The sequence below is a fragment of the Enterococcus sp. AZ170 genome, assembly GCF_050545135.1.
Classification (GTDB): Bacteria; Bacillota; Bacilli; order Lactobacillales; family Enterococcaceae; genus Enterococcus_L; species Enterococcus_L ureilyticus.
This window is the reverse complement of record NZ_CP172947.1, coordinates 1,874,270-1,897,275: the sequence shown is the minus strand read 5'-3', so window position 1 is coordinate 1,897,275 and position 23,006 is coordinate 1,874,270. Positions and strand designations below refer to the sequence as shown.

At 37.0% G+C, this 23,006-nt stretch carries 21 protein-coding genes; 16 read left to right on the top strand and 5 right to left on the bottom strand.

The genetic code is table 11. From position 1 onward, the window contains the following. Positions 1–193 precede the first annotated feature (193 nt). Positions 194–1,024 carry an undecaprenyl-diphosphate phosphatase gene (locus tag IGJ55_RS09140; RefSeq protein WP_207121621.1) on the bottom strand — a complete coding sequence of 277 codons (831 nt, stop codon included), beginning with the start codon at positions 1,022–1,024 and terminating at the stop codon, positions 194–196. 179 nt (positions 1,025–1,203) lie between these two features. Here IGJ55_RS09140 and IGJ55_RS09135 point away from each other — a divergent pair, with 179 nt between their 5' ends. Then, the gene (locus tag IGJ55_RS09135) at positions 1,204–1,695 is read left to right on the top strand and encodes a PTS sugar transporter subunit IIA (protein WP_430606208.1); all 492 of its coding nucleotides are present in this window, start codon (positions 1,204–1,206) and stop codon (positions 1,693–1,695) included. 378 nt (positions 1,696–2,073) lie between these two features. Here IGJ55_RS09135 and IGJ55_RS09130 read toward each other — a convergent pair whose 3' ends face one another. Together IGJ55_RS09130 and IGJ55_RS09125 are read right to left on the bottom strand one after the other, a co-directional pair. Further along, positions 2,074–2,775, bottom strand: coding sequence for a histidine phosphatase family protein (locus IGJ55_RS09130; protein WP_430608144.1), 702 nt, complete (start codon positions 2,773–2,775; stop codon positions 2,074–2,076). A gap of 137 nt (positions 2,776–2,912) precedes the next feature. Beyond that, a complete protein-coding gene (locus IGJ55_RS09125; RefSeq protein ID WP_430606207.1) occupies positions 2,913–3,539 on the bottom strand; it encodes an MBL fold metallo-hydrolase in 627 nt (208 codons plus the stop codon). A gap of 170 nt (positions 3,540–3,709) precedes the next feature. Between IGJ55_RS09125 and IGJ55_RS09120 the strand changes: the two genes are divergently transcribed. The 7 genes from IGJ55_RS09120 to IGJ55_RS09090 all read left to right on the top strand — a co-directional run bounded on the left by IGJ55_RS09120 (position 3,710) and on the right by IGJ55_RS09090 (position 12,435). Further along, positions 3,710–4,069, top strand: a complete 360-nt coding sequence (locus IGJ55_RS09120; RefSeq protein ID WP_069640792.1) for a hypothetical protein — start codon at positions 3,710–3,712, stop codon at positions 4,067–4,069. A gap of 10 nt (positions 4,070–4,079) precedes the next feature. Further along, positions 4,080–6,647 (top strand): DEAD/DEAH box helicase family protein, encoded by a 2,568-nt coding sequence (locus IGJ55_RS09115; RefSeq protein WP_430606206.1) that lies wholly within the window; start codon positions 4,080–4,082, stop codon positions 6,645–6,647. A gap of 197 nt (positions 6,648–6,844) precedes the next feature. Then, entirely contained in the window at positions 6,845–8,221 is a 1,377-nt protein-coding gene (guaD, locus tag IGJ55_RS09110; protein ID WP_430606205.1) for a guanine deaminase, read from the top strand. Position 8,222: 1 nt separating this feature from the next. Next, on the top strand, positions 8,223–9,599 hold the full coding sequence (locus IGJ55_RS09105) for a uracil-xanthine permease family protein (RefSeq protein ID WP_430606204.1): 1,377 nt from the start codon (positions 8,223–8,225) through the stop codon (positions 9,597–9,599). A gap of 164 nt (positions 9,600–9,763) precedes the next feature. Beyond that, positions 9,764–10,741 (top strand): GMP reductase, encoded by a 978-nt coding sequence (gene guaC, locus IGJ55_RS09100; RefSeq protein ID WP_069640788.1) that lies wholly within the window; start codon positions 9,764–9,766, stop codon positions 10,739–10,741. Between the two features lie 381 nt (positions 10,742–11,122). Continuing rightward, a complete protein-coding gene (locus tag IGJ55_RS09095; protein ID WP_069640787.1) occupies positions 11,123–11,452 on the top strand; it encodes a PadR family transcriptional regulator in 330 nt (109 codons plus the stop codon). Next, entirely contained in the window at positions 11,452–12,435 is a 984-nt protein-coding gene (locus tag IGJ55_RS09090) for a permease prefix domain 1-containing protein (protein WP_207121625.1), read from the top strand. The genes IGJ55_RS09095 and IGJ55_RS09090 overlap by 1 nt, the downstream gene beginning before the upstream one ends. 59 nt (positions 12,436–12,494) lie before the next feature. On the opposite strand, the gene IGJ55_RS09085 is transcribed toward IGJ55_RS09090, so the two are convergent. Beyond that, positions 12,495–13,043, bottom strand: a complete 549-nt coding sequence (locus IGJ55_RS09085) for an ECF transporter S component (protein ID WP_069640785.1) — start codon at positions 13,041–13,043, stop codon at positions 12,495–12,497. Positions 13,044–13,054: 11 nt separating this feature from the next. Next, on the bottom strand, positions 13,055–13,879 hold the full coding sequence (thiD, locus tag IGJ55_RS09080) for a bifunctional hydroxymethylpyrimidine kinase/phosphomethylpyrimidine kinase (protein WP_429949684.1): 825 nt from the start codon (positions 13,877–13,879) through the stop codon (positions 13,055–13,057). A gap of 428 nt (positions 13,880–14,307) precedes the next feature. Here thiD and IGJ55_RS09075 point away from each other — a divergent pair, with 428 nt between their 5' ends. From IGJ55_RS09075 to thrB, 8 genes are all read left to right on the top strand, one after another. After that, a complete protein-coding gene (locus IGJ55_RS09075) occupies positions 14,308–15,750 on the top strand; it encodes a PLP-dependent aminotransferase family protein (protein WP_069640783.1) in 1,443 nt (480 codons plus the stop codon). Between the two features lie 29 nt (positions 15,751–15,779). Then, positions 15,780–16,505: a nitroreductase family protein gene (locus IGJ55_RS09070; RefSeq protein ID WP_069640782.1), complete on the top strand. Its 726-nt coding sequence runs from the start codon at positions 15,780–15,782 to the stop codon at positions 16,503–16,505. A gap of 98 nt (positions 16,506–16,603) precedes the next feature. Continuing rightward, positions 16,604–18,328 carry a phospho-sugar mutase gene (locus IGJ55_RS09065; RefSeq protein ID WP_429949686.1) on the top strand — a complete coding sequence of 575 codons (1,725 nt, stop codon included), beginning with the start codon at positions 16,604–16,606 and terminating at the stop codon, positions 18,326–18,328. A 76-nt stretch (positions 18,329–18,404) separates the two neighbouring features. Continuing rightward, a complete protein-coding gene (gene proC, locus IGJ55_RS09060) occupies positions 18,405–19,181 on the top strand; it encodes a pyrroline-5-carboxylate reductase (RefSeq protein ID WP_069640780.1) in 777 nt (258 codons plus the stop codon). Between the two features lie 137 nt (positions 19,182–19,318). Continuing rightward, positions 19,319–19,606, top strand: a complete 288-nt coding sequence (locus IGJ55_RS09055; protein WP_069640779.1) for an ArsR/SmtB family transcription factor — start codon at positions 19,319–19,321, stop codon at positions 19,604–19,606. 134 nt (positions 19,607–19,740) lie between these two features. Beyond that, positions 19,741–21,030, top strand: coding sequence for a homoserine dehydrogenase (locus IGJ55_RS09050; RefSeq protein ID WP_430606202.1), 1,290 nt, complete (start codon positions 19,741–19,743; stop codon positions 21,028–21,030). A 4-nt stretch (positions 21,031–21,034) separates the two neighbouring features. Next, entirely contained in the window at positions 21,035–22,093 is a 1,059-nt protein-coding gene (gene thrC, locus IGJ55_RS09045; protein WP_429949689.1) for a threonine synthase, read from the top strand. Beyond that, on the top strand, positions 22,090–22,953 hold the full coding sequence (gene thrB / locus IGJ55_RS09040; RefSeq protein WP_069640776.1) for a homoserine kinase: 864 nt from the start codon (positions 22,090–22,092) through the stop codon (positions 22,951–22,953). Before thrC ends, thrB begins: the two co-directional genes overlap by 4 nt. The last annotated feature ends 53 nt before the right edge of the window (positions 22,954–23,006 follow it).

The following is a 23,006-nucleotide window of genomic DNA, read 5'->3' as shown; positions in this document are numbered from 1 at the left end:
ATGGAAATGTCTAAATGAGAACGATAGTAATTATCAATTGGCATTAATGTTGTTAAATAAGCTTTCATGTTTTTTTGAAAGTATATTTATTCTAATTAGTAATGATAATCATTATCATTGGAAATAGAAATAAGCCAACAACTGGACTACACGAAAAATAAAAAAAGAACCGATAAAATCGGTTCTAAATAAACTATGAAAATAACCAATAACTAATCAGTAAAACACCCAGTACAATTCGATACCATCCAAATGCAGTAAAATCGTTTCGTTTTAAATAGTTTAGTAAGAACTTGATTACAATGATCGAAACAACGAAAGCGACAATCGAACCGACTAATAAAATAAACGTTTCGGTGAACCCAAATGAATTACCTTTCATAATAAACTTACCTATTTTCAGAAAGCTTGCACCGAACATGACAGGAATGCCAAGGAAAAATGAAAATTCTGTTGCAACAAAGCGAGAGGCACCAATAATGATTGCACCCAAAATGGTTGCGCCAGAACGGGAAGTTCCTGGAATCAATGAGAGTACTTGGAAAAAACCAACGACAGCAGCAGCTTTATAAGTAAAATTACGTAAATCTGTACATTTTGGTATGTGATTTCGATTACGTTTTTCAATCACAACAAAAGCAATCCCATAAACAATCAACATCAAAGAGACTGTAAAAAAGTTGTGGAATTTTGCCTCCAACCAGTCATCTAACGGTATCCCAATGATCGCAGCCGGTGCGCAGGCAACAACAACTTTTGACCAAAGAATCCAAGTATCCTTTTTTTCAGTCGCATCTTTTTGTGGTGAAAAGGGGTTCAGCTTATGAAAATAGAGCACAACAACTGCCATAATCGCACCAAGTTGGATCACCACATTGAACATTTCCATGAAATCTTTGCTGAGATTCATTTTAATAAATTCATCCACTAAAATTAAATGCCCTGTACTGCTGATTGGTAGCCATTCAGTTATTCCCTCGATAATCCCTAGAATAATTGCTTTCCATAAATTTGATAAAAGCATAGGTTCAATCCTTTCTAGAATAAAATAATAAATCACTAATAGTATACCGTTTCATATAAAAAAAACCAACTAACTTTTCATCAGTGTTAGAAAAATTTAGTTACAATGAATTCTTTGTTGTAATTATTCTGAGAATTTTCTATACTATTATTATTCATAAAAATTGGAGGAGAAAAGAAATGTTTGGATTTTTAAAAAAGAAAGAAACAATTCAATTAAATGAAACGCTTTATGCTGTGGCAACTGGGAAGCTAATTCCTATTAGTGAAGTCGATGATCCCGTTTTTTCTCAAAAAATGATGGGAGATGGATTTGCCGTAATTCCTGAGACAGGTGATATTTATTCACCTATTGTTGGAGAAGTCTTAAGTGTTTTTCAAACAAAACATGCAGTTGGGATGAAAATGGCAAATGGGTTAGAAATTTTGCTTCATATGGGGATTGATACAGTCGAACTTAATGGAGAGCCTTTTAATATAAAAGTAAGCGAAGGAGCCAAAGTGACTCAAGAAACTTTAATTGCGGAAGTTGATTTGGAAGCAATAACGTCAGCTGATAAAGCAATCGATATGGTTGTTGTGATTACGAATATGGATGCGGTGAAAAGCTTTGAACTTACTAAGATAGGTAATGTCAGTGCAGGAGATGAAATTGGTATTGCTAACGCCTAATTAGGACGAAATCAGGTGACGTCCCATTCTGTTCAAGTGAAGTTGTAACTTTAAAAAAGGAAAGTCTTGCCAATGATTCCATCGACTATCTGGATTTAAAAAGTGTGAGAGATAACTTCAACGGTTATTTCTTACCTTTTTTCTTTTTATGACAGCATACTTGAAATCATGTTTCAAATATATTATTTGAGCTTAGAAGAGAAGGAGTTTATATCTTAGGGACCCAATGTTCAGTGATCAAGATAAAGCGTATAGCCACAATCACATAATTGAGCTGTTCAGATCGTAAAAAACGATTTAAACTAGACTATTGTTCAACCATTCAAAAAACATCTAGAAGAAAACGTAGCTGTTTTCTTCTAGATGCTTCTTTTGAGTTTAATGAGCGGAAGCAATACCACGTCCATTGTCAATAAAATGAGTATCGTTGACTGTATCAATAGTGAATGACCCATTTTCATAGGTGAGTTTTGTTACGCTACCATTTTCCAGTCCAATTTGCATTGGTAAACGATTATCGATCAGTGATAGTAAAAACGAAATCGTCAAGCCATGAGAAACGATCATGACATTACCACCCCCATTTTTTTCTCGGTGATGAGCAATGTCTTCAAAGCCACTCCAAACACGTTCACGAATTTTGTCATAAGGTTCAGCCCAATTTGCAGTATCTGCCGCAATAATCGCATCTGCTAAGTCTTTATAACTTATTCTGTTGGTCATCATATCTTCATAATCTTTAAATGCTAGAATTCTAGGAACAACTCCCCACAGTTCACCATCATAACCACCATCTAAAGAGCCAAAACACCACTCGCGGATACGACTGTCGGTTCCGTATGGAATGGCAGCACCATTTTCATGTTCTTGCAAAATGATCCTTGCAGTTTGCATGGCACGGCCACTGTCACTGGAATATGCTTCTTGGAATACCATATCTTTTAAACCTAACCCCAAATAGCGAATGATTTCTTCGCCTTCTTTTGTTAAAGGAGTATCGGACCAACCTTGTGTTCTGCCAATTGTATTGAACATCGTTTTTCCATGGCGAATGATATATAGTGTTGTCGGTTTCATAATTTTTCCTCCTAAATCTCAAGGCTGAGAAATTCTATCAGCCTTTAAGCATGATAGTATAAATAGAATAACGATTCCTTCTTTTCAACTTGCTTTTTTACCATCTTAAATAATTTAAGTTCGTTGATAATAGTCTGAATTTAGTTAAAAAAAGGATTTGTCTTTTTCTCATGCTCGATGGTTGTAGCATCTCCATGGCCAGGGTAGGCTGGAAATTCATCGGGTAAAGTAAAAAGATACGTAGTGATACTGTGGAGAAGCTGTTGCATATCACCAGTATGAAGATCGGTACGGCCGATACTTCCTTTAAACAACGCATCGCCTGTGACAACAAAGTCGTCAAAAATAAAGCTTACACTTCCTATCGAATGCCCAGGAGTTGGAACAACGGAAAAACGAATACCGCCTAAATCATAATCAATCAATTCAAATTCTACGTCGGCGGGCTGCACAATGATATCCGCAATATCATCATGCCGACCTAAACCAGATAAATTCAAAATTGGGTTAGATAACCAGTCCTGTTCAAGTGGGCTGACATATACAGGAATCGAATAGTGATGACGTAGTTCTTCAACTGCACCAATATGATCATAATGAGTATGCGTCAGTAAAATAGAGACAGGTGTAGTGTCGGTTTTCTCGATCATTTCCGTAATCTTTTTTGCTTCAGCACCAGGATCAATAATCAAAAGGCTTGTTTCATTGTAAATTAAGTAACAATTTTCCTGGATTGTACCAGTTGGGATACGTTCGATTTTTAACAAAATAATTTGCCTCCTAGTAAATAAGATTCTTCTCTAAGTATAACCTAATTTAGAGTAGAATCAAAAGGTGGAGTTAGTTAAAATTACGGATGTTTTACTTTTATTTTCCTATCACTCATAATAAAGAGAGATTCTCAGTAAGAATCGATCTGAAAAGGAGTTGGTCATAAATGAAAAAAATCAATCAGTTTTTAGAGCAGATCCCAGCCTTGCTTGCTAGCAAAATCTCCATTTTTATTTATCTATTTCTTTTTTTCTATCTTGTAGTCTTTGCCGTGCTGACAATGTGGCTTCCGTCATTAAAAAATGTTCAGCCATCTGCGAATGTACAATTAATCTTAGGAAATTATACCAATGTTTTAAGTGCTCTAGGTGCATCTTTAGCGGCAGGAAGCGGGACACTGATTCACCATAGCCTATCAACTTTGCATAAAAAACATGATACAATGCATGAAGAGATGCAAAAAACGATTGCGGAACTTCATGCAAAAATCGATCGTTTAGACCAGTCAAGTCAGGGAAAGGATTAAGATTCAAAAGATGACGATTTTAACAGATGAAAACATTGAGTGGCATGAATATCAAAAAAAGCTGCTTGCTAGAATACCAAAATATAAAGAGAACCTATCTATCCATCTAGTAGCTCCACCAGGCTCTGGTAAAACGTATTTAGGGATAGAAATAGTTCGACAATTAAATAGGAAAACGTTGATATTAGTTCCGTCTTTAGTATTAAAGCAACAATGGACAGATACGATTCAGACAGCTTTTTTGAAAAATAAGTCTGATAGAATTCAGATATCCACTTCAATCGAGTCAATAAAAGAAATTACGATTGAAACATACCAAACCGTGTACAGTCGGCTAGCTGACGATATAGGTTTTTTGGAAAGAAAAAAAATTGACGTGTTAGTACTGGATGAAGCACATCATTTAAAGAAAAGCTGGGGTGAATTTTTACTAAAGTTAAAGGCATCAGTACCGCAACTACTGACTGTTTCACTAACCGCAACACCTCCGTATGATGCAAATGTGCAGGAATGGCAACAATACCAATTGTTAAACGGTCCAATCGATGAAGAAATCACGATTCCTGAGTTGATTAAAGAGCAAGTGCTAGCGCCTCATCAGGATTACCTCTATCTAGTTTCTGCTCCTAGTGAGATTACTAATTGTTATGAAAATTTTTTGCAAAAGCAAGCGAACGTGGTCGAAGCAATTGTAGCCAGTGTAGAAATAGCAGATTATTTATTAGCACAAGCCTTTATACAAGATCCAAAAAATCAAGTAGCCTTTATTTATCAATCCTTTGAGGTTTATTTAAGTGCGCTATTATTTTTGCAATTACATGGCTATCAATTGACCGACGAACATTGGTTGTTGCTTGGGCTAACGAAAGCACAAGGCGAAAAAATTTCATTTCCAACGTTTGAAAAACAGCATATGAGTGATTTGTTAGTTTACTTATATGAAAAAGCCCCCAATTTACTAATTTTTAATTACTTAGAAACACAAGGCTGGGTAGCTCAAAATCAATTGCAATTATTTCCAGATTTTTCTGAAAATATACTAAATCAAGCGCCAATTGAAAAGAAGACTGCGATTTCTCAGATTTTACTTTGTGAGTATGAGAAATTAGGCAGAGAGCTATCAGGATTGGTCTTAACAGATTTTATAAAAAAAGAGGTCCTATTAGGAAAAAATGGTGAATTGGAGTATGGATTGATTCCTATCTTTGATAGTTTAATGCCGTTTTTTAAAGAAGAAATAGCAATGGGAGTGATTTGTGGTGAATTTTTGATTATTCCTAAAACATTGCAAGAGCATTTTTTACCAATTTCTATCAAAATTGACGAACACCCTTATTTCTCTGGGTATGCTATTGTTTACCCAAATGAGAAAAAACAGTCGGAAGCTTTGACTATTTTAACTCAATTAGTGAATGAAAAAACAATTCAATTATTAATTGGAACAAGCAGTTTGCTTGGGGAAGGGTGGAATTGTCCTGCGATAAACACTGTGGTATTAGCCAATCACTCTGCTTCCTTTGTTCAAACGCAACAACTAAGAGGGCGGGGGTTGCGAATCAATGAAGAAGGAAAGACAACCAATATTTGGCATTTGGCGGTTGTGATTCCAAGAGTTGATTATTCAAAGCAAGTTAATGTCAATCGAATTATACAGCGAATGAGTTATGTCTGTGGATTGACTTTTGAAACAGATCCAAGCATTGAAAGTGGTATCGAACGTTTCGATTTGTTAAGTGTTTATTCAGGGAAAGAGATAGCGGTATACAATCAAGAAATGCTTTATTGGAGCGGGCAACGTAGCCAACTCGCAGCATTTTGGCAACAAGCACTTAAAAAAGGTAGTCATTTAACTATGCCGCTAATTGTTCGGAAAGAATCGCGGCTTGGTCCAATTGAAGGCTGGAATTTCGTGGTGAAAGCTGAAGTAGCACCAAATTCTATTAAACGAAAACGAAATCCATGGATTGTCGCTTCGATTTTTACTACTGCTAGTCTAGTCGTTGCATACTTCAATTTAACTTTAGGCAGTATGTTACTAGGACTTGATGGAGCAGCACTTTTATTTACATTAAATCAGAAGAAGGTTTCTAAAGCATATAGTAAGTATAATAGAAAAAAAGCCTGGCAAAAAGAAATAAAACATGTTCGTCAATTAGCATTTAGTATTACAGAGACAATGATAAAACTTAATATGGTTGCTTCAGATGCGTTGGACCGATTAAGTATGGCAGTATCAGAAAAGGAATGTAGTTGTTATCTAGCACAAGCGAGTTACCAAGAGGAACGGTTATTTTATACTGCAATGGCGGAAGCACTTTCTGAAATAAAAAATCCACGCTATTTTATCTATACCCAAAAAGCTGGCTTTTTTAGTGTTCCAGAAGTCTTTGCTAAAAACAAAAAGTCAGCGTTATTATATCAAAAAGCGATCGAAGATTATTTTTCCGTTCGAGGTGATTTGATTTATTCTAGAACTCTGAACGGAAGAAAACAGTTTGTACAGGCAAAAATTTCTGAGGTGAAATTATCAAAAGAAGCCAACCAAAACAAAATTATCCAAAAGAGCATTTGGCAATAGGAAATTAATATACGGTTTATTTAAACGCAACCCCTTGAACAGAAAGGTAAAATCTTTTTGGTTAAGGGGTTCTTTCGAATAAAGTTCGTGTTTTGATTTATTTCGGAATGTTTTTTTATTTTATTTAATAAAAATATAGATTAAATACGAATTATTATATATAATGTCCTTGAGTTGTTATGAAAGGAGTCGTTATTTTGTTTAAATTTGTTGTAAAAGGAACTGGTTTTTCAAGTGTAGATCCAAAAAATGTTGAAATCTTTGAAGAGGCTCTATTTTGTATCTCAGAGTCCGGAACAATCGCTAAAGTGATTTTACCAGAGGACGAAGAATACCAATCAACGATCCAAGCTTATTCTATGAAGAATCAATTTCAAAATCTTAAAAAAGGACAATTCATTTTGCCTGGTTTTATTGATCTTCATATTCATGCACCGCAGTGGGCGCAAGCAGGAACGGCATTAGATTTGCCTTTGTATGAGTGGCTTAATACCTATACATTTCCACTAGAAGCAAAATTTTCTGACTTGGTATTTGCGGAGCAAGTCTATTCAGATTTAGTTTCGCAATTAATAAAAAATGGCACAACGACCGCTATGTATTTTGCTACAGTTCATCGGCAAGCAAGCCGAAGATTAGCTGAAATATGTAGTGAAAAAGGCCAAAGAGGTTTAGTAGGAAAAGTTGTAATGGACGATCCTGAACAAAATCCTGAATATTATCGTGATGAGTCCCCGAGCACAGCGCTTGCAGAAACAGAGTTATTCATTCAAGAAATAATTGAATTAAATAAACGGACACCACAAGGCGTGTATCCAGTTGTGACACCTCGCTTTATTCCAAGTTGTACAGACGCTTCATTAAAAGGCTTGGGCGCGTTAGCCGCGAAATATGACATCCATATCCAATCTCATTGTAGTGAAAGTGATTGGGCACACGATTTTGTTCGGAAACGATTTGGTAAAAATGATGCTTTTGCCTTAGATGATTTTGGTTTGATGACCGAAAAATCTGTTATGGCTCATTGTGGTTTTCTATCAGATCAAGATATGAAATTATTTGCCGAAACAGGGACAGCAGTGGCGCATTGCCCTATTTCGAACGTCTACTTTGGTAATGCAGTCACGCCAATTGCTAAACTGTTAAATCAATATCAAGTAGAAATAGGATTAGGTAGTGACATTTCTGGTGGCTTCTCTCCAAGCTTGTTTGACAATATCAAGCAAGCTGTCATGTCATCAAGAATGTTGGAAGATGGCGTCGATAAAGAATGTTGCATCGAAAAACGTGGTGTATCAAACTCTAGAATCAGCTTAAATGAGGCCTTTTATCTCGCCACAGCCGGTGGCGGTCAAGCACTGAGTTTACCCATTGGCAGATTAGCGGTTGATTACGCTTGGGATATCCAAATTATTGATAGTAGTGAACTTCCTATTTTTTCAAAAGAAGAACCGTTAATGGCTATTTTTCAAAAACTCCTCTATTTATCACGACCTGATAATATTGTTGAAGTCTGGGTTCAAGGAAGAAAAGTCCATGATAAATCTATGAAAGAATTAGAGGTGCAAATGTAAAATGTCTGATACTCAAGCGGAAAAATCAAAATTAACAGTAGGTCCAAATGATGTTTTATCAAATGCGCAGTCTCTTTTTTTAGGCGTTCAACATGTCTTAGCGATGGATGTTTATGTCGTTCCATTTATTATTGCTTCAATTATTGGCTTGACGACGAAGGAATCCTCAGTCTTGATTCAATCAACTTTTATAGCAGCAGGTATTGCAACAATCATTCAATCTTATTTTTGTATGAAGCTACCTGTGGCACAAGGTCCGTCATTTATTCCGATTGGTGCAATTGCCGGTATTTATTTTGTGAATAATCAAAGTGGCAATGGCTGGTCGACAGTTCTAGGCGCCAGTTTGATTGGTGCAATCTTGGTTATTATTTTAGGGGTAACGGGTATTTTTAACCGGTTGATCAAAGCTTTTGTGCCTCCTGTTGTTGGAGGTACGATTATTTTTATTGTTGGTTTATCACTAATGCCAGTTGCATTGAATGACAATATCTTTTCAGCTTCAGGCGATTTAGGACAAAATATTTTATTAGCAATGATCGCAGCATCATCCCTTGTATTATTCGCGATGATCGGTTCACGTTTTCCAGGAAAAGGTCGGATTTTTCGAATTTCATCGGTTATTCTAGCGTTAGTTATTGGGTGTTTAGCAGCACAATTTATGGGGATTCTTGATTTATCTCAAGTTAGTAATGCTTCTTTAATCAGTGTTCCGCAATTACCGTTTGTGAATGTTCATTTTTCATTTGATTGGTCGTCTATTTTAACGATGATGATTATCTATGTTGTATTAATGGCAGAGACAACGGGGACTTGGTTTGCAGTCAGTAATGTTTGTGAAACACCATTGACCGATGATAATATTAATAAAGGTGTTGTCGGAGAAGGAATCGGTTGTCTTATTTCGTCTATGCTAGGGACAACACCGGTCACTGGCTATTCAACAAATGCTGGCATCATTTCCATTACTGGAGTTGCTAGTAAAAAAGTATTTGTAGCCGCTGGTGCTTGGTTTATCGTTTTTGGTTTGTCAGGGAAATTATCAACATTGATCTCTTCTATTCCAGCTCCCGTAATTGGTGGTGTCTTTGTTATCGTTTGCGGCATTATCTCAATCAGCGGCATCAAAGTAATGAAAGAGGTAGAAATCAGTGAAAAGGAAATGTATGTGATTGCGATTCCGATGATTTTAACATTAGCTCTAACCTTGATTCCGAAAGAGTTTATTCAATCATTACCTCAATTTATGCAGTATCTATTCAGTTCATCTGTTGCAACCGCATCAATTGCGGCCATACTATTGAATCGCTTGCTTCCTAGCGAGAAAGTGAATGAAAATGAATACAGTATAAAAAATAAAAAAAAGATTTCTTGTTGAAAACACGAACTATTAACAATAATTAGCTGTTTTTTCGTTATTTACCTTTGACTTTTCTAAATGAATAGTGTAAATTAGCATAGGTGTTCGAAAATACGAACTATTTTTTATTTAATGTTCGTTTTTTGCGTGTTTTAATAGAAATTAGTAGGAGGCAATAAAGTATGAAAGTTTTTGATTACGAAGATGTCCAGTTGATTCCCAATAAATGTATCGTGAACAGTCGTTCTGAATGTGATACGGTCGTGAAATTAGGGAAGCATACCTTTAAAATGCCAGTCGTACCAGCAAATATGCAGACGATTATTGATGAAGACATTGCGGAGTTTTTAGCAAAAAATGAGTATTTTTACATCATGCATCGTTTTGATGAAAAGGCTAGAATCCCCTTTATTGAAAAGATGAATGCCAAAGGATTGATCACATCTATCAGTGTAGGCGTAAAAGAAGCCGAGTATGGATTTGTAGAAGAGCTGGCAGAGCGCAATCTAGTACCAGATTATGTAACAATCGATATTGCACATGGCCATTCTAATGCTGTGATTAATATGATTCAGCATTTAAAACAACTGTTACCAGACACCTTTGTTATTGCTGGAAATGTTGGGACACCTGAAGCTGTCCGTGAATTAGAAAATGCTGGAGCAGATGCGACAAAAGTCGGCATCGGCCCGGGTAAAGTATGTATTACGAAAATAAAAACTGGTTTTGGAACAGGCGGTTGGCAACTAGCAGCGCTGCGTTGGTGTGCTAAAGCCGCTAGAAAACCAATTATTGCAGACGGTGGGATTCGAACACCAGGAGATGTAGCTAAATCAGTTCGTTTTGGTGCCACAATGGTGATGATCGGTTCATTATTTGCAGGACATGAAGAATCGCCTGGTGAAACAAAAGTAGAAAATGGCATTGTCTATAAAGAATACTTTGGAAGTGCCTCAGAATTTCAAAAAGGTGAAAAGAAAAACGTCGAAGGAAAGAAAATTTGGATTCAGCATAAAGGTAGCTTAGCGGATACACTAGTTGAAATGCAGCAGGATTTACAATCTTCGATTTCTTATGCAGGCGGTCGCGATCTTGAAGCGATTCGCAAAGTTGATTATGTGATTGTTAAGAATTCTATATTTAATGGTGATACAATTTAATTGTAAAAAGGAAGCTGGGATAGAAGTGTAGTAACTCTGAGAAATAAGAGGGAATTTACTAAAATGACAAGAAACATGAAATTTCTACTATCGATGTTGAATGATTTCTAATTGATGCTCTCCAAATTTTTGTGACCAAGTAGGTACTGTGCAACATCAACTCATTCGTTGTTGTGTTATGCAACAATTTCAACTTGTTTCCAAATAAGTTGCTTTTGCTTCCACTGTTTATTCGGATCCCTTGAGTCTGAGATATAACTCTACGAGTTATATCTCAGACTTTTTTTATTTCGATTTTTACTTTACCTGTCGTGGTAATCATGGTATGATAATTACAACGATAGACGTAGTACGTTAGATGGAGTAATCGGAGGTGTTTTAATGATCGGTAGTGATGCAATAAGAGGCTACAATGATACGTTCATTTTATCTGTATTACAAGAAGGGGATTCTTATGGGTATGCAATTTCCAAACGAATCACAGAGATTTCTGAAAATAATTATTCAATTAAAGAAACAACATTATACTCAGCCTTTAATCGTTTAGAAAAAAATGGGTTTATCGAATCATTTCCTGGTCAGATTACTCATGGAAAAAAAAGAACTTATTATAAAATAACAGCTTCTGGCGATTCTTATTTGAAAGAAAAAATAGCAGAATGGACACTTACGAAAAAAGTTGTTGAACGTTTTATCAAGGAGGAAAGATAATGAAAACCATCAAAAATTATATCGATAGTTTATTTTTAGGGGTAACTGAAACGAATCAAACAAAACAATTGAAAGAAGATTTATTAGCAAGTGCAGAAGATCGATACGAAGATTTAAAAAGCCAAGGGAAATCTGAAAATGAAGCCATTGGTGGAGTGATTTCAGAGTTTGGATCTATCGATGAGTTAGTCGATGAAATGAATATAAAACAAGAATTTATCGATGAAAAAGGAGTTGAAATAGATGCGATTAAGGTAGATGAGGCAGTTGCTTTTCTTAATAAACGCCGAAAAGGAGCTACTCAAATAGGGTTAGGTGTTATGGCAATTATGATAGGTGTTGCACTTTTTTTTGCAACAATGGGTTTTTATGGTGAAAATATAGGTGGGATATTTGGATTACCATTCGTATTGTTGGGGGCGGCGATTGGTGTACCACTCTTTATTATTGCTGGAACAAGTATGTCGAATGAAAATAAAAAACTCAACGACAGATTTATTTTAATAGAAGTGAAAAATGAGATGAAAAAAAGAAAAGAACTTTTTCAGCGATCGTTTGTCTTTTGTATTGTTACTGGAGTGGCATTGTGTATTCTTTCAGTGATTCCTCTGATTGTGTTTTCAGAATTGTATCGTTCAGAAGCATCCGAAGTGTTTAGCATCGCTTTTTTATTAGCAGTAGTGTCTTTGGGGGTTTTCTTCTTCATTTTTGGTGGTGTTATTATGGGAAGTTTCACCAAAATGATCGATCAGACTTATTTTATTTCTGATGAAGATGAGCCTGGTCCTAGAGCAAAAGCTGAGCGTGATAGTAAGAGACCAGCTTGGTTCCAAGCGCTTGAAAAGATTTATTGGCCAATCGTTGTGGCAATCTTTTTAGTCCAAGGATTTATCTTAGGAAATTGGGGAACAAACTGGACGATTTTTCCTATAGCAGGAATCGTCTTTTGGATACTAGAAAGTATCTTTAGCAAAGATGAATAAAAAAAGCTCCGCTTATTTTGGAAAATAACCAAGATGAGCGGAGTTTCTTTAATCAAAAGTTAAAATGATTGCTTTGAAAAAATAATAGTCATTGCTTTTTTTAGTGGAAAATAAACTAGTGTCACAATGATAATAGTTGTAACAACATTAATCAGAGTTGCTGGTAATTTAGATAGAGCACTTGCAAAAGCTACGTTAAAGTCAGCGCCCGCAAGCAGACCCATGACAGTATTCTTTAATTGAGTCATCACTATTTTAGCAATACCAGTTGCGATAGCGACCACTACAACTTTCCAAATAGTATCAATATTTTGACGGAAAAACAAAATCGCTAAGGCTGCCGCTCCACCAACAATAAAGCTTTCCAAAATAAAGTAAGGAGCCTCAGCAGCAAATCCGTTTAAGACATCAAAAATTGCAAACCCCAACCCTCCAGCTAAAGCGCCTTTTTTGTAACCAATCAAAAGTACGGCTAATAATAAAACTGAATTCCCTAAATGAGCAAAAGCGCCAGTCGGCATTGGAATTTTAATCATTGTACCTAAAACAGTTAAAGCTGCAAATAGTCCAATGAAAACAATTGAATTTGTTGAACTTTTCTGATTCATTGAATCACTCCTTATTTATTGTTCATTCGACTCTCAGCGTGATTATAAGCACCATGCCAAACATGACCGAGAAATGGATTGATTTTTTGACCGTTTTTAATAGCGGCTGATACAAATTGCTTAGCGAGAGCAACAGCTTCAACGACTGAATAGCCTTTAGCGAGACCAGCAGTTACAGCTGCTGCGAAAGTACATCCTGCCCCATGATTATAATCAGTTGAAAACAACTCATCTTCAAAAATGGTAAATTTATTTCCATCATAAAAAAGATCGATTGCTTTATCTGCTTTTAAGCGGTGGCCACCTTTGATCACGACATTTTTAGGGCCTAAATCTATGATTTTTTTTGCAGCTTCCTTCATTTGATTCACAGAAGTTAAATCTCCAAGGCCTGATAGAATCCCAGCCTCGACTAAGTTAGGTGTTGTAATTGTCGCTTTCGGTAAAAGTAAACGAGTCATTGCAGCGACATTTTCAGGCTGCAGGAGTTCACTGGTTCCTTTACAAGCCATTACGGGATCGATCACAATGTTGTTCATGGCAAACTTGTCAATATAAGCTCTTGTAATTTCAATCGCCTCGATAGTACCAAGCATACCTGTTTTCATCGCATCAAGCGCGCCACCGGCAAAAATGGTTTTCAATTGTTTTTCTACTAATTCAGCCGCAATTGGAGTAACCAAATGACTCCAACCCTCATCAGGATCCATCGTCACGATACTAGTCAAAGCAGAAAACCCAAAAGTGCCATATTCTTCAAAAGTTTTTAAATCAGCTTGAATCCCCGCACCCCCACTTGAATCAGAACCTGCAACTGTCAATACTTTTTTAATCATTGTCCAACCTCTATTCAAAAATATTTTGATATCTGTATTGTAAAACAAACATCAGTTGACAAAAACAGCCAATTGGGTTATTTTCAGGTCATCCAATTGCTGCGAAACACAAAGAACGAAGAGATTTGATGTTGAGCAGTACAAGACGAGCAAAGCGAGGGTTGTTCCGTTATTTGAAACACAAAGAACGAAGAGATTTGATGTTGAGCAGTACAAGACGAGCAAAGCGAGAGTTGTTCCGATATTTGAAACACAAAGAACGAAGAGATTTGATGTTGAGCAGTACAAGACGAGCAAAGCGAGAGTTGTTCCGTTATTTGAAACACAAAGAACGAAGAGATTTGATGTTGAGCAGTACAAGACGAGCAAAGTCAGAGGTGCTCAAAAGAACTAACCAAAAGAAAACATCAGCAAACAGGAGGGAATATATGTGGTCACTAAATAAAGAAAAAGGCGTTCCAATTTATGTAAGTATTATTGAGCTGATTCTAGCTCACATCAAAAATGGAATGCTTCTTCCAGGAGAACGTTTACCATCGGAGAGAAAACTAGCAGATTACTTTCAAGTGAATCGCTCTACCGTTGTTCATGCATTAGATGAGCTTGTTGCTTTAGGCTGGATCGTTAGAAAACAGGGCAGTGGAACGATGGTCAATGAAGGGAAATGGGGAATTAGTACGACGCCAAGAACAGATTGGCGGCGTTATTTGGAACAAAATGCTTTTGCAAAGGTAGATCCTTTTATGGAACAAATCGAACAAATGATCAAACAAGCAAGTGACGAGACACTAGATTTATATACGGGAGAACTACCGCTAGATTTAATCCCAAGCTTTTCATTTCCACCATTGACTTGGAAACATTTTTTAGAAGAAGAACAGCAAGATGATTTAGGTTATTTCCCTTTACGGCAATCAATTAGTCAAAAAGCCGAAAAAGAATCCGGTTTTTCCTTGCCTTCTGAAAGTTTATTGATCACTTCTGGTGCACAACAAGCATTATTTTTGATTTTACAAGTATTGTTGCAATCTGGAGATAGTGTTGCAATCGAAGATCCATCTTTTCTTTATGCTCTGCCCATCTTTCAAGCAGCAGGAATTCGCTTGTATGGCGTGAACATGGATCAAGAAGGAATCGATTTGACCTCACTTGAAAAAGTGATCCGTCAACATCGAGTGAAAATGGTCATGGTTAATCCATCATTTCAAAATCCTACAGGGAAAACAATGTCGATGAAACGACGAAAAGCGTTAGTAAAACTTTGTCAAAATTATCAAATACCGATTTTGGAAGATGACGTATTTGCAAAATTAAACTTCATTCCTTCAGAACAAATCCAACCATTAAAAAAAATAGATCCTGAAAATGTCTTGTACATTGGTTCGCTCTCGAAAATTCTTGGTTCTACGACAAAAATTGGTTGGTTAAGTGCACCAACAACTGTGATTCGACAATTAGCGGAAGCTAGAAAGATGATGGATTTTTCGTTAAGTATTTTTCCACAATTATTAGCAAATTTAGCACTGACCGATGAAGACTTTTCTAAAAAAGTTTCAAACTTAACACAATGTTTGGAACAAAGAGGCAAAGCGGTGTTCGATATACTCGCTAAGATGCCGGAATGGGAAGTAAGTATGCCTAAAGGTGGTTTTTACATATGGGCAAAATGGAAACAAGGAAGGCTTAAACAAAAAGATTGGGCGTGTTTTTTACAGGAGGGATTATTGATCGCTCCAAGTTTCTTTTTTAGTGAAAAACAAGACAGTATTAGGATTAATTTTTCTAGAATCGATCATGAGCAAATACCTAACTTTGAAACCAAATTGAAGACGATCACTAAAAAAATTACTTTGGATTCTGTTACACTATGATAAAATAGAAGGAAATGGAGGAGATCAATATGAACAAAACAATCGAACTATTGAAGAACCGCCGAAGCTATCGCGATTTTGACGAGAATTACATTCTGCCAAAGCAAGACCTACAAGCGATATTGGATTCTTCTAGACAAGCACCAAGTTGGATGAATGGGCAATTTTACAGTATTATTGTGATCCAAGATGAGCAGATTCGTGGACAGCTCGTTGAGTGGAATCCTGGAAATCCCCATATGTTGAAGAGTTCAGCTTTTTTACTTTTTGTTGGTGATCTTCATCGGACGAAAATGGTTAGTGAAGCTCATGGCAGTGTTTATCCAATTAACGAAAGTATCGAACCAATCCTGTTAGCCACAACAGATGCCGCTTTAGCGCTTGAAAATGCTGTGATTGCTGCAGAAAGTTTGGGATTAGGGACAGTCGTTGTTGGTAGTATTCGCAAGCATGGTCAAGAGATCAGTCAATTACTAGGGTTACCTGATAGTACATTCCCTTTATTTGGGTTGAGTATTGGAAAACCAATCGTTGAGATGAAGGTCAAGCCACGCTTACCAGAAGCTGCTGTTGTTCACTATGATAGATATTTGCCGTATGAGTACACGGTGATTGAACAATATAATAAAATAATGGATATGTTTGGCGAAGCGAGGGAAACAAAACGTTGGAGCCAAAAGTTTGCTGATTACTTTGCAACTGAACCAACCATGCTTACTGATCAGTTATTGCGATACCAAAACCTATTAAAATAAATACCCATGGCTTTATTTGAGGGATTACTTTCCTCAAAAGCTTTGGAATGATATACTTACTAGTGGGTAAGAAAACAAATGATAAAAGAGGTGCGAACATGTCTTGGGAACAAGTCTATGAACAGTGGATAAATGAAGAAAATATACCAGAAAATTTAAAAAAAGAATTAAACGATCTCAAAGAAGATCCAGCGAAATGTGAAGATGCTTTTTATGCGCCGCTAGAGTTTGGTACTGCTGGAATGCGTGGTATCTTAGGTGCGGGGATCAATCGTATGAATATTTTTACGATTCGCCAAGCAACAGAAGGCTTAGCACGTTTCATGGATGCTGAAGGAGCGGATACTAAAAAACGTGGTGTTGCGATTGCTTATGATTCTCGCCACATGTCACCAGAATTTGCCATGGAGGCTGCTAAAACGTTAGCACAGCATGGCATTCCAGCATTTGTCTTTGAAAGTTTACGGCCAACACCAGAACTATCATTTGCAGTTCGCTATTTGAATGCATTTTCAGGGATTATGATCACAGCATCCCACAATCCGGCTGCGTACAATGGTTACAAAGTATATGGCGCAGATGGCGGACAAATGCCACCGGCGGATGCAGATGCTTTGACACGATTTGTGCGAGAAGTTGAGAACCCATTGAAAGTTGAAGTTTTAGCAGATGATCAAGCAAAATCTAGTGATTTGATTACAATCATTGGAGCAGAGGTCGATGATGCATATTTGAAAGAAATTCGATCGGTTACTATCAACCAAGAATTGATCAATGAAATGGGTAAAGAATTAAAACTAGTTTATACACCACTCCATGGCACAGGCAAAATGCTAGGTGAAAAAGCATTAAAACAGGCGGGCTTTGAGAAATTTATTTTAGTTCCAGAACAAGCAATTCCTGATCCTGACTTTACAACGGTTAAGTCTCCTAACCCGGAAGAGCATTCTGCATTTGAATATGCGATTCGTTTAGGCGAAAAAGAAGGAGCCGATTTATTGATCGCAACTGATCCTGATGCAGATCGTCTAGGTGCGGCTGTGCGTTTACCAAATGGTACTTATCAAGTATTAACGGGTAATCAATTGGGGTCAATCATGATCCAATACATTTTAGAAGCACACAAGCAAGCAGGAACCTTACCTGAAAATGCAGTTGTCTTGAAATCAATCGTGTCCAGTGAATTAGCTACAGCAATCACAACTAAATACAATACCAAAATGGTTGATGTCTTAACTGGATTTAAATTCATTGCTGAAAAAATCGAGCAATATGAAGAAGATCATTCTCAAACATTTATGTTTGGTTTTGAAGAAAGTTATGGCTATTTAGTTAAGTCCTTTGTTCGTGATAAAGATGCAATCCAAGCACTTGTTTTGTTAGCAGAAGTTGCAGCTTTCTACAAGAAACAAGGGAAAACTTTATATGATGGTCTACAAGGTATTTTTGAAGAGTACGGCTATTTTGAAGAAAAGACGATTTCAGTGACATTAAGTGGGATCGAAGGCAGTGAAAAGATTAAAGCATTAATGAAAAAATTCCGTGAAGAAGCACCAACATCATTTGCTGGTTTCAAAGTAATACAAACAGAAGATTTCAAAGAACAAACGAGAACATCCGCTGAAAAGGAAGTCGAAGCTTTAACGACACCACCTGCAGATGTATTAAAATACTTCTTGGAAGATGGCAGCTGGATTGCAATCCGTCCATCTGGAACAGAACCAAAAATCAAGTTCTATTTAGCAACTAAGGCTGTTTCACGAAATGAAGCAGACCAAAAAATTAAAAATTTTGAACGAGCAATTAATGCATTAACTGAATAGCAATACCTGGGGCTGAAAACTAAATAAAAAGTTTATTTCAGTCCCTTCGTTTGCGAAAATCATAAGGAGTGATACTATGAATATTGGATTTATCGGAGCAGGGCATATGGGCAGTGCAATGATCGAAGGACTTTTAAAGGCTAACACAGTAGCCCCAGAGAACTTATTTGTAAAAGGTGGTTCGAGCGGTACAGCTGAGGCTCTGCAAGAAAAATTGGGGTTTCGATTGATCAAAGACTACACTTCATTAAAAGAGTGTCAGGTTATTTTTATTGCTACAGGAGCCAAAATTGTTTTAGAAATTTTAAAACAAGCAGCTCCTTTTATGGCAAAAAATACAATTCTTATCTCCGTTGCAACAGGACATACAGTAGAAGAAGCACAAGCTGTGTTAGGTGAAGAAATCCATGTGGTTCATGCTATTCCAAATACTCCTGTAAGTGTTAACGCTGGTATGATTGGAGCGGTTTTCGCCAATGATATGCCGGGTGCGTTAAAAGCGGACGCTCTGAACGTTTTAGAATCATTAGGAAAAGTAAAAGAGGTCAATGAACATATTCTTGGAACGTTTGGAACTGTTGCAGGGTGTAGTCCTGCATTTGTTGATATATTTATGGAAGCATTAGCTGATGGTGCTGTGTCACAAGGGATGCCTCGTGCTCTTTCTTATGAGGTGATCGCACAGATGATGCTAGGATCTGCAACGTTAGCACTTGAAACACAAAAACACCCAGGAGAACTAAAAGATGGTGTAACATCACCAGGAGGCAGCACAATCAAAGGTGTTGCAGCTTTAGAGAAAAATGGTTTTAGATATGCTGTGATCGATGCTGTTAACCAAGCCAATAGTTAATTAAAATGACGGAAAGACGAGTAGGGAACGCTTTTATCTCCTAGTCGTCTTTCTTTAATTTTAATGAAAGAAATGATTCATTTTTAAAAAAAATTTGCTATAATAAGCAAGAGGAACAATGGAAAGGGAGCTCAGCGATGAAAGAAATGGATGAGATTCAAAAAGTTAGCCAGTTATATAAAGTGTTGAGTGATCCAACAAGATTGCGTATTTTACTGTTATTAAAAAAAGGAGAATTAAATGTAACTGCAATAGGAGAAAAACTTACAATGGAACAATCAGCTGTTTCCCACCAATTAAAGTTATTGCGTGACAGTCATGTAGTGAGATCACGACGCGAGGGTAAAACAATTTATTACACATTGGATGATCATCATGTTATTGATATCCTTAATCAAACGTTCGAACATATCAAACACCAATAATTCACCTTTTTCTATGGTTCCTCTGGGAAATTCACAGAAAAGGGTAGTTTTTTTTTCGACAGTTCGTTATACTAGAAACATGTTTTATTAGAGAAAAATGAAATGTTTCTAATTTTATAGTTGGAGGAAGAAGAATGAAGGAAAAACTAAAGATTGGTTTGCTTGGACTGGGTACAGTCGGATCAGGTGTACCGACAATTTTACAAGAACATCAAGAAAAAATTTCTCAAGTGACAGGGATGGAAATCATCATTTCAAAAGCATTAGTACGTGATGAAGCAGAAAAAAGACGCTTAGCTGAGAAGTTTGATATTCAACTCACGACCAATATTGAAGATATTATCAATGATGATGAAATCAAAATTATTGTAGAATTAATAGGAAAAGTCGAACCAGCAAAAACCTTCATTACCAAAGCACTAGAAAATGGTAAACATATTGTAACAGCAAATAAAGATCTCTTGGCACAGCATGGTAGTGAACTAGTTGCATTAGCTCAAAAAAATCATTGTGATCTATATTATGAGGCAAGTGTTGCGGGTGGTATCCCCATTTTGCGGACGATTGCAAATAGTTTAGCAGCAGATAACATTCAGAAAGTTTTAGGGATCGTGAATGGCACGACTAACTATATGCTGACTCAAATGGTTTCTGAGAAGAAATCTTACGATCAGGCTTTGAAAGAAGCGCAAGACTTAGGATTTGCTGAATCTGATCCAACTAATGATGTGGATGGTATCGATGCGGCTTACAAAATGGTTATTTTAAGCCAGTTTGCATTTGGTATGAATATTCGGTTAGACCAAGTAGATACACGTGGGATTCGTGGATTATCGTTGGATGATGTTGAAATGGCTGCTCAGTTAGGTTATGAAGTGAAACTGATTGGCTCTTCTGAAAATCAAAATGGCAGTATTGCTGTCGAAGTGGGACCAATGCTTGTGGCAAAATCTCACCCGATTGCTTCAGTTCGTAATGAATTTAATGCTGTTTTCATTGAAAGTTCAGGTGTAGGAGAGTCGATGTATTACGGTCCAGGTGCAGGAGCTAAGCCAACTGCAACGAGTGTGGTTAGTGATTTGATCACAATTGCTAAAAATATTCGTTTAGGAACAACGGGACACATGTTCAATGCATATCAACATGATACGAAGCTAGCAGAAGACGAGACGATTTCTGGGAAATATTATTTCTCGATCGAAGTACCAGATCGACATGGTCAAATTTTAAAACTAACGCAAATAATGACAGAAGCAGACGTCAGCTTCGATCAACTAGTTCAGCAAAAATCTGATGGAACGAGAGCTAGAATCGTCGCAATTACACACATGATCACCAAACACCAAATGAAGCAAGTAACCAAAAAAATCGAATCGACCTATGAATTCGAACTATTAAACACATTTAAAGTATTGGAGGACTAAATCTATGTATGAAGGACTACTAAAACAATATCGAGAGTATTTACCAATCACTGACCAAACACCGATGATTTCACTGGCAGAAGGGAACACCCCCTTAATCCCGCTACACAGCCTATCAAAAGAGTTGGGGATTAATTTATATGGAAAATATGAAGGATTGAATCCTACTGGTTCATTTAAAGATCGTGGAATGGTCATGGCTGTAGCTAAAGCAGTAGAAGAAGGCGCAAAAGCGATCGTTTGTGCTTCAACTGGTAATACGAGTGCTGCAGCTGCGGCCTACGCTACAAGAGCAGGTGTTAAGGCCTATGTTGTTATTCCTGATGGCAAAATCGCAATGGGTAAGTTAGCGCAAGCTATTATTTACGGAGCAGATATCATTTCAATTCCTGGGAATTTTGATGAAGCCTTGAAAGCTGTTCGTGATATTGCTAAAACAGAAGCCGTAGCATTAGTAAATTCCGTAAATCCCTATCGCTTAGAAGGGCAAAAAACAGCTGCTTTTGAGGTATGCGAGCAACTTGGGAAAGCGCCAGATGTCCTAGCGATTCCAGTAGGAAATGCTGGAAATATTTCTGCTTATTGGAAAGGCTTTAAAGAATGGCACGATAAGAAAGGAACACTTTTACCTAGAATGCATGGCTTTGAAGCGGAAGGCGCTGCGGCAATCGTAAAAGGTGAAGTAATTGAACAGCCTGAAACAATTGCAACAGCTATTCGGATCGGAAACCCAGCTAGCTGGAAGTTAGCAGAAGCAGCACGAGACGAGTCAAATGGATATATTGACTCTGTAACTGATGAAGAAATATTAAATGGGTACCGCAAAGTAGCAGCACAAGACGGCGTTTTTGTTGAACCTGGATCAGCGGCTTCCTTAGCTGGTATCATTCAACATGTCAAAAGCGGTAAAATCAAACAAGGTGAAACGGTAGTAGCTGTTTTCACTGGTAATGGATTGAAAGATCCTGATACAGCAATTAATGCAACAGATGTAAAAATATCTAAAATGAGTGATTTAGAAGAAATGCGGATTCATTTACGTAATGGAGTGTCAGAACTATGAAAATAAGGATCCCCGCTACCAGTGCAAATTTAGGTCCGGGTTTTGACTCATGTGGCATAGCCTTGTCGCAATATTTGAGCATAGAAGTACTAGAAAATGCTGCAGAATGGAAAATCATTCATTCTTTAGGCTCAGATATTCCAAGTGATGCAACAAATTTACTTATTCAGACTGCTCTTAAAGTAGCGCCTGATCTCTCACCAAAAGTGTTGAAAATGACCTCAGATATCCCTTTGGCTAGAGGATTAGGCAGTAGTTCCAGTGTAATCGTTGGTGGTATTGAATTAGCCAATCGTTTAGGAAATCTGAATTTATCCCAAAAAGACAAGGTGCAAATCGCAACTGAGATGGAGGGACATCCAGATAATGTAGCGCCTGCTATATGCGGAGATTTCGTTGTTGCAAGCTATGTTGATGGAGAAGTTCATTCAGTGAAACACCATTTTCCTATGTGTGATGTAATAGCTTTTATCCCAGATATGCAACTTTTGACTAGTGAGAGTCGTAGCGTTTTACCAACTTCGATTCCGTATAAAGAAGCAGTACAAGCAAGCTCGATTGCAAATGTTATGATTGCGGCAATCTTAAACGGCAATTTACCGCTAGCTGGACGGATGATGGAAAAGGATCGTTGGCACGAAGCATATCGCAAAAATCTAGTTCCTCACTTGGAACAAATTCGTTTGCTCAGTCATGAAATGGGCTTGTATGGAGCATTCTTGAGTGGTGCGGGACCAACTGTTTTAATTTTGTCACCAGAAGAAAAGACGGATGAAATGGTTCGCAAATTAGGAAAATTATCTATTTCTGCAACGATTCACGTGTTATCGATCGATCAAGAAGGCATTCAAGTCTTTTAAAGAATAAAAAACTAAAAGTAATGAGAATGATTATCTCAACACTTTTAGTTTTT

Coding starts and splice junctions, on each gene's coding strand:
- IGJ55_RS09140 (WP_207121621.1), bottom strand. CDS start 1,024: ATGCTTTTATCAAATTTATGGAAAGCAATTATTCTAGGGATTATCGAG.
- IGJ55_RS09135 (WP_430606208.1), top strand. CDS start 1,204: ATGTTTGGATTTTTAAAAAAGAAAGAAACAATTCAATTAAATGAAACG.
- IGJ55_RS09120 (WP_069640792.1), top strand. CDS start 3,710: ATGAAAAAAATCAATCAGTTTTTAGAGCAGATCCCAGCCTTGCTTGCT.
- IGJ55_RS09115 (WP_430606206.1), top strand. CDS start 4,080: ATGACGATTTTAACAGATGAAAACATTGAGTGGCATGAATATCAAAAA.
- IGJ55_RS09105 (WP_430606204.1), top strand. CDS start 8,223: ATGTCTGATACTCAAGCGGAAAAATCAAAATTAACAGTAGGTCCAAAT.
- guaC (WP_069640788.1), top strand. CDS start 9,764: ATGAAAGTTTTTGATTACGAAGATGTCCAGTTGATTCCCAATAAATGT.
- IGJ55_RS09095 (WP_069640787.1), top strand. CDS start 11,123: ATGATCGGTAGTGATGCAATAAGAGGCTACAATGATACGTTCATTTTA.
- IGJ55_RS09090 (WP_207121625.1), top strand. CDS start 11,452: ATGAAAACCATCAAAAATTATATCGATAGTTTATTTTTAGGGGTAACT.
- IGJ55_RS09085 (WP_069640785.1), bottom strand. CDS start 13,043: ATGAATCAGAAAAGTTCAACAAATTCAATTGTTTTCATTGGACTATTT.
- thiD (WP_429949684.1), bottom strand. CDS start 13,879: ATGATTAAAAAAGTATTGACAGTTGCAGGTTCTGATTCAAGTGGGGGT.
- IGJ55_RS09075 (WP_069640783.1), top strand. CDS start 14,308: ATGTGGTCACTAAATAAAGAAAAAGGCGTTCCAATTTATGTAAGTATT.
- IGJ55_RS09070 (WP_069640782.1), top strand. CDS start 15,780: ATGAACAAAACAATCGAACTATTGAAGAACCGCCGAAGCTATCGCGAT.
- IGJ55_RS09065 (WP_429949686.1), top strand. CDS start 16,604: ATGTCTTGGGAACAAGTCTATGAACAGTGGATAAATGAAGAAAATATA.
- proC (WP_069640780.1), top strand. CDS start 18,405: ATGAATATTGGATTTATCGGAGCAGGGCATATGGGCAGTGCAATGATC.
- IGJ55_RS09055 (WP_069640779.1), top strand. CDS start 19,319: ATGAAAGAAATGGATGAGATTCAAAAAGTTAGCCAGTTATATAAAGTG.
- IGJ55_RS09050 (WP_430606202.1), top strand. CDS start 19,741: ATGAAGGAAAAACTAAAGATTGGTTTGCTTGGACTGGGTACAGTCGGA.
- thrC (WP_429949689.1), top strand. CDS start 21,035: ATGTATGAAGGACTACTAAAACAATATCGAGAGTATTTACCAATCACT.
- thrB (WP_069640776.1), top strand. CDS start 22,090: ATGAAAATAAGGATCCCCGCTACCAGTGCAAATTTAGGTCCGGGTTTT.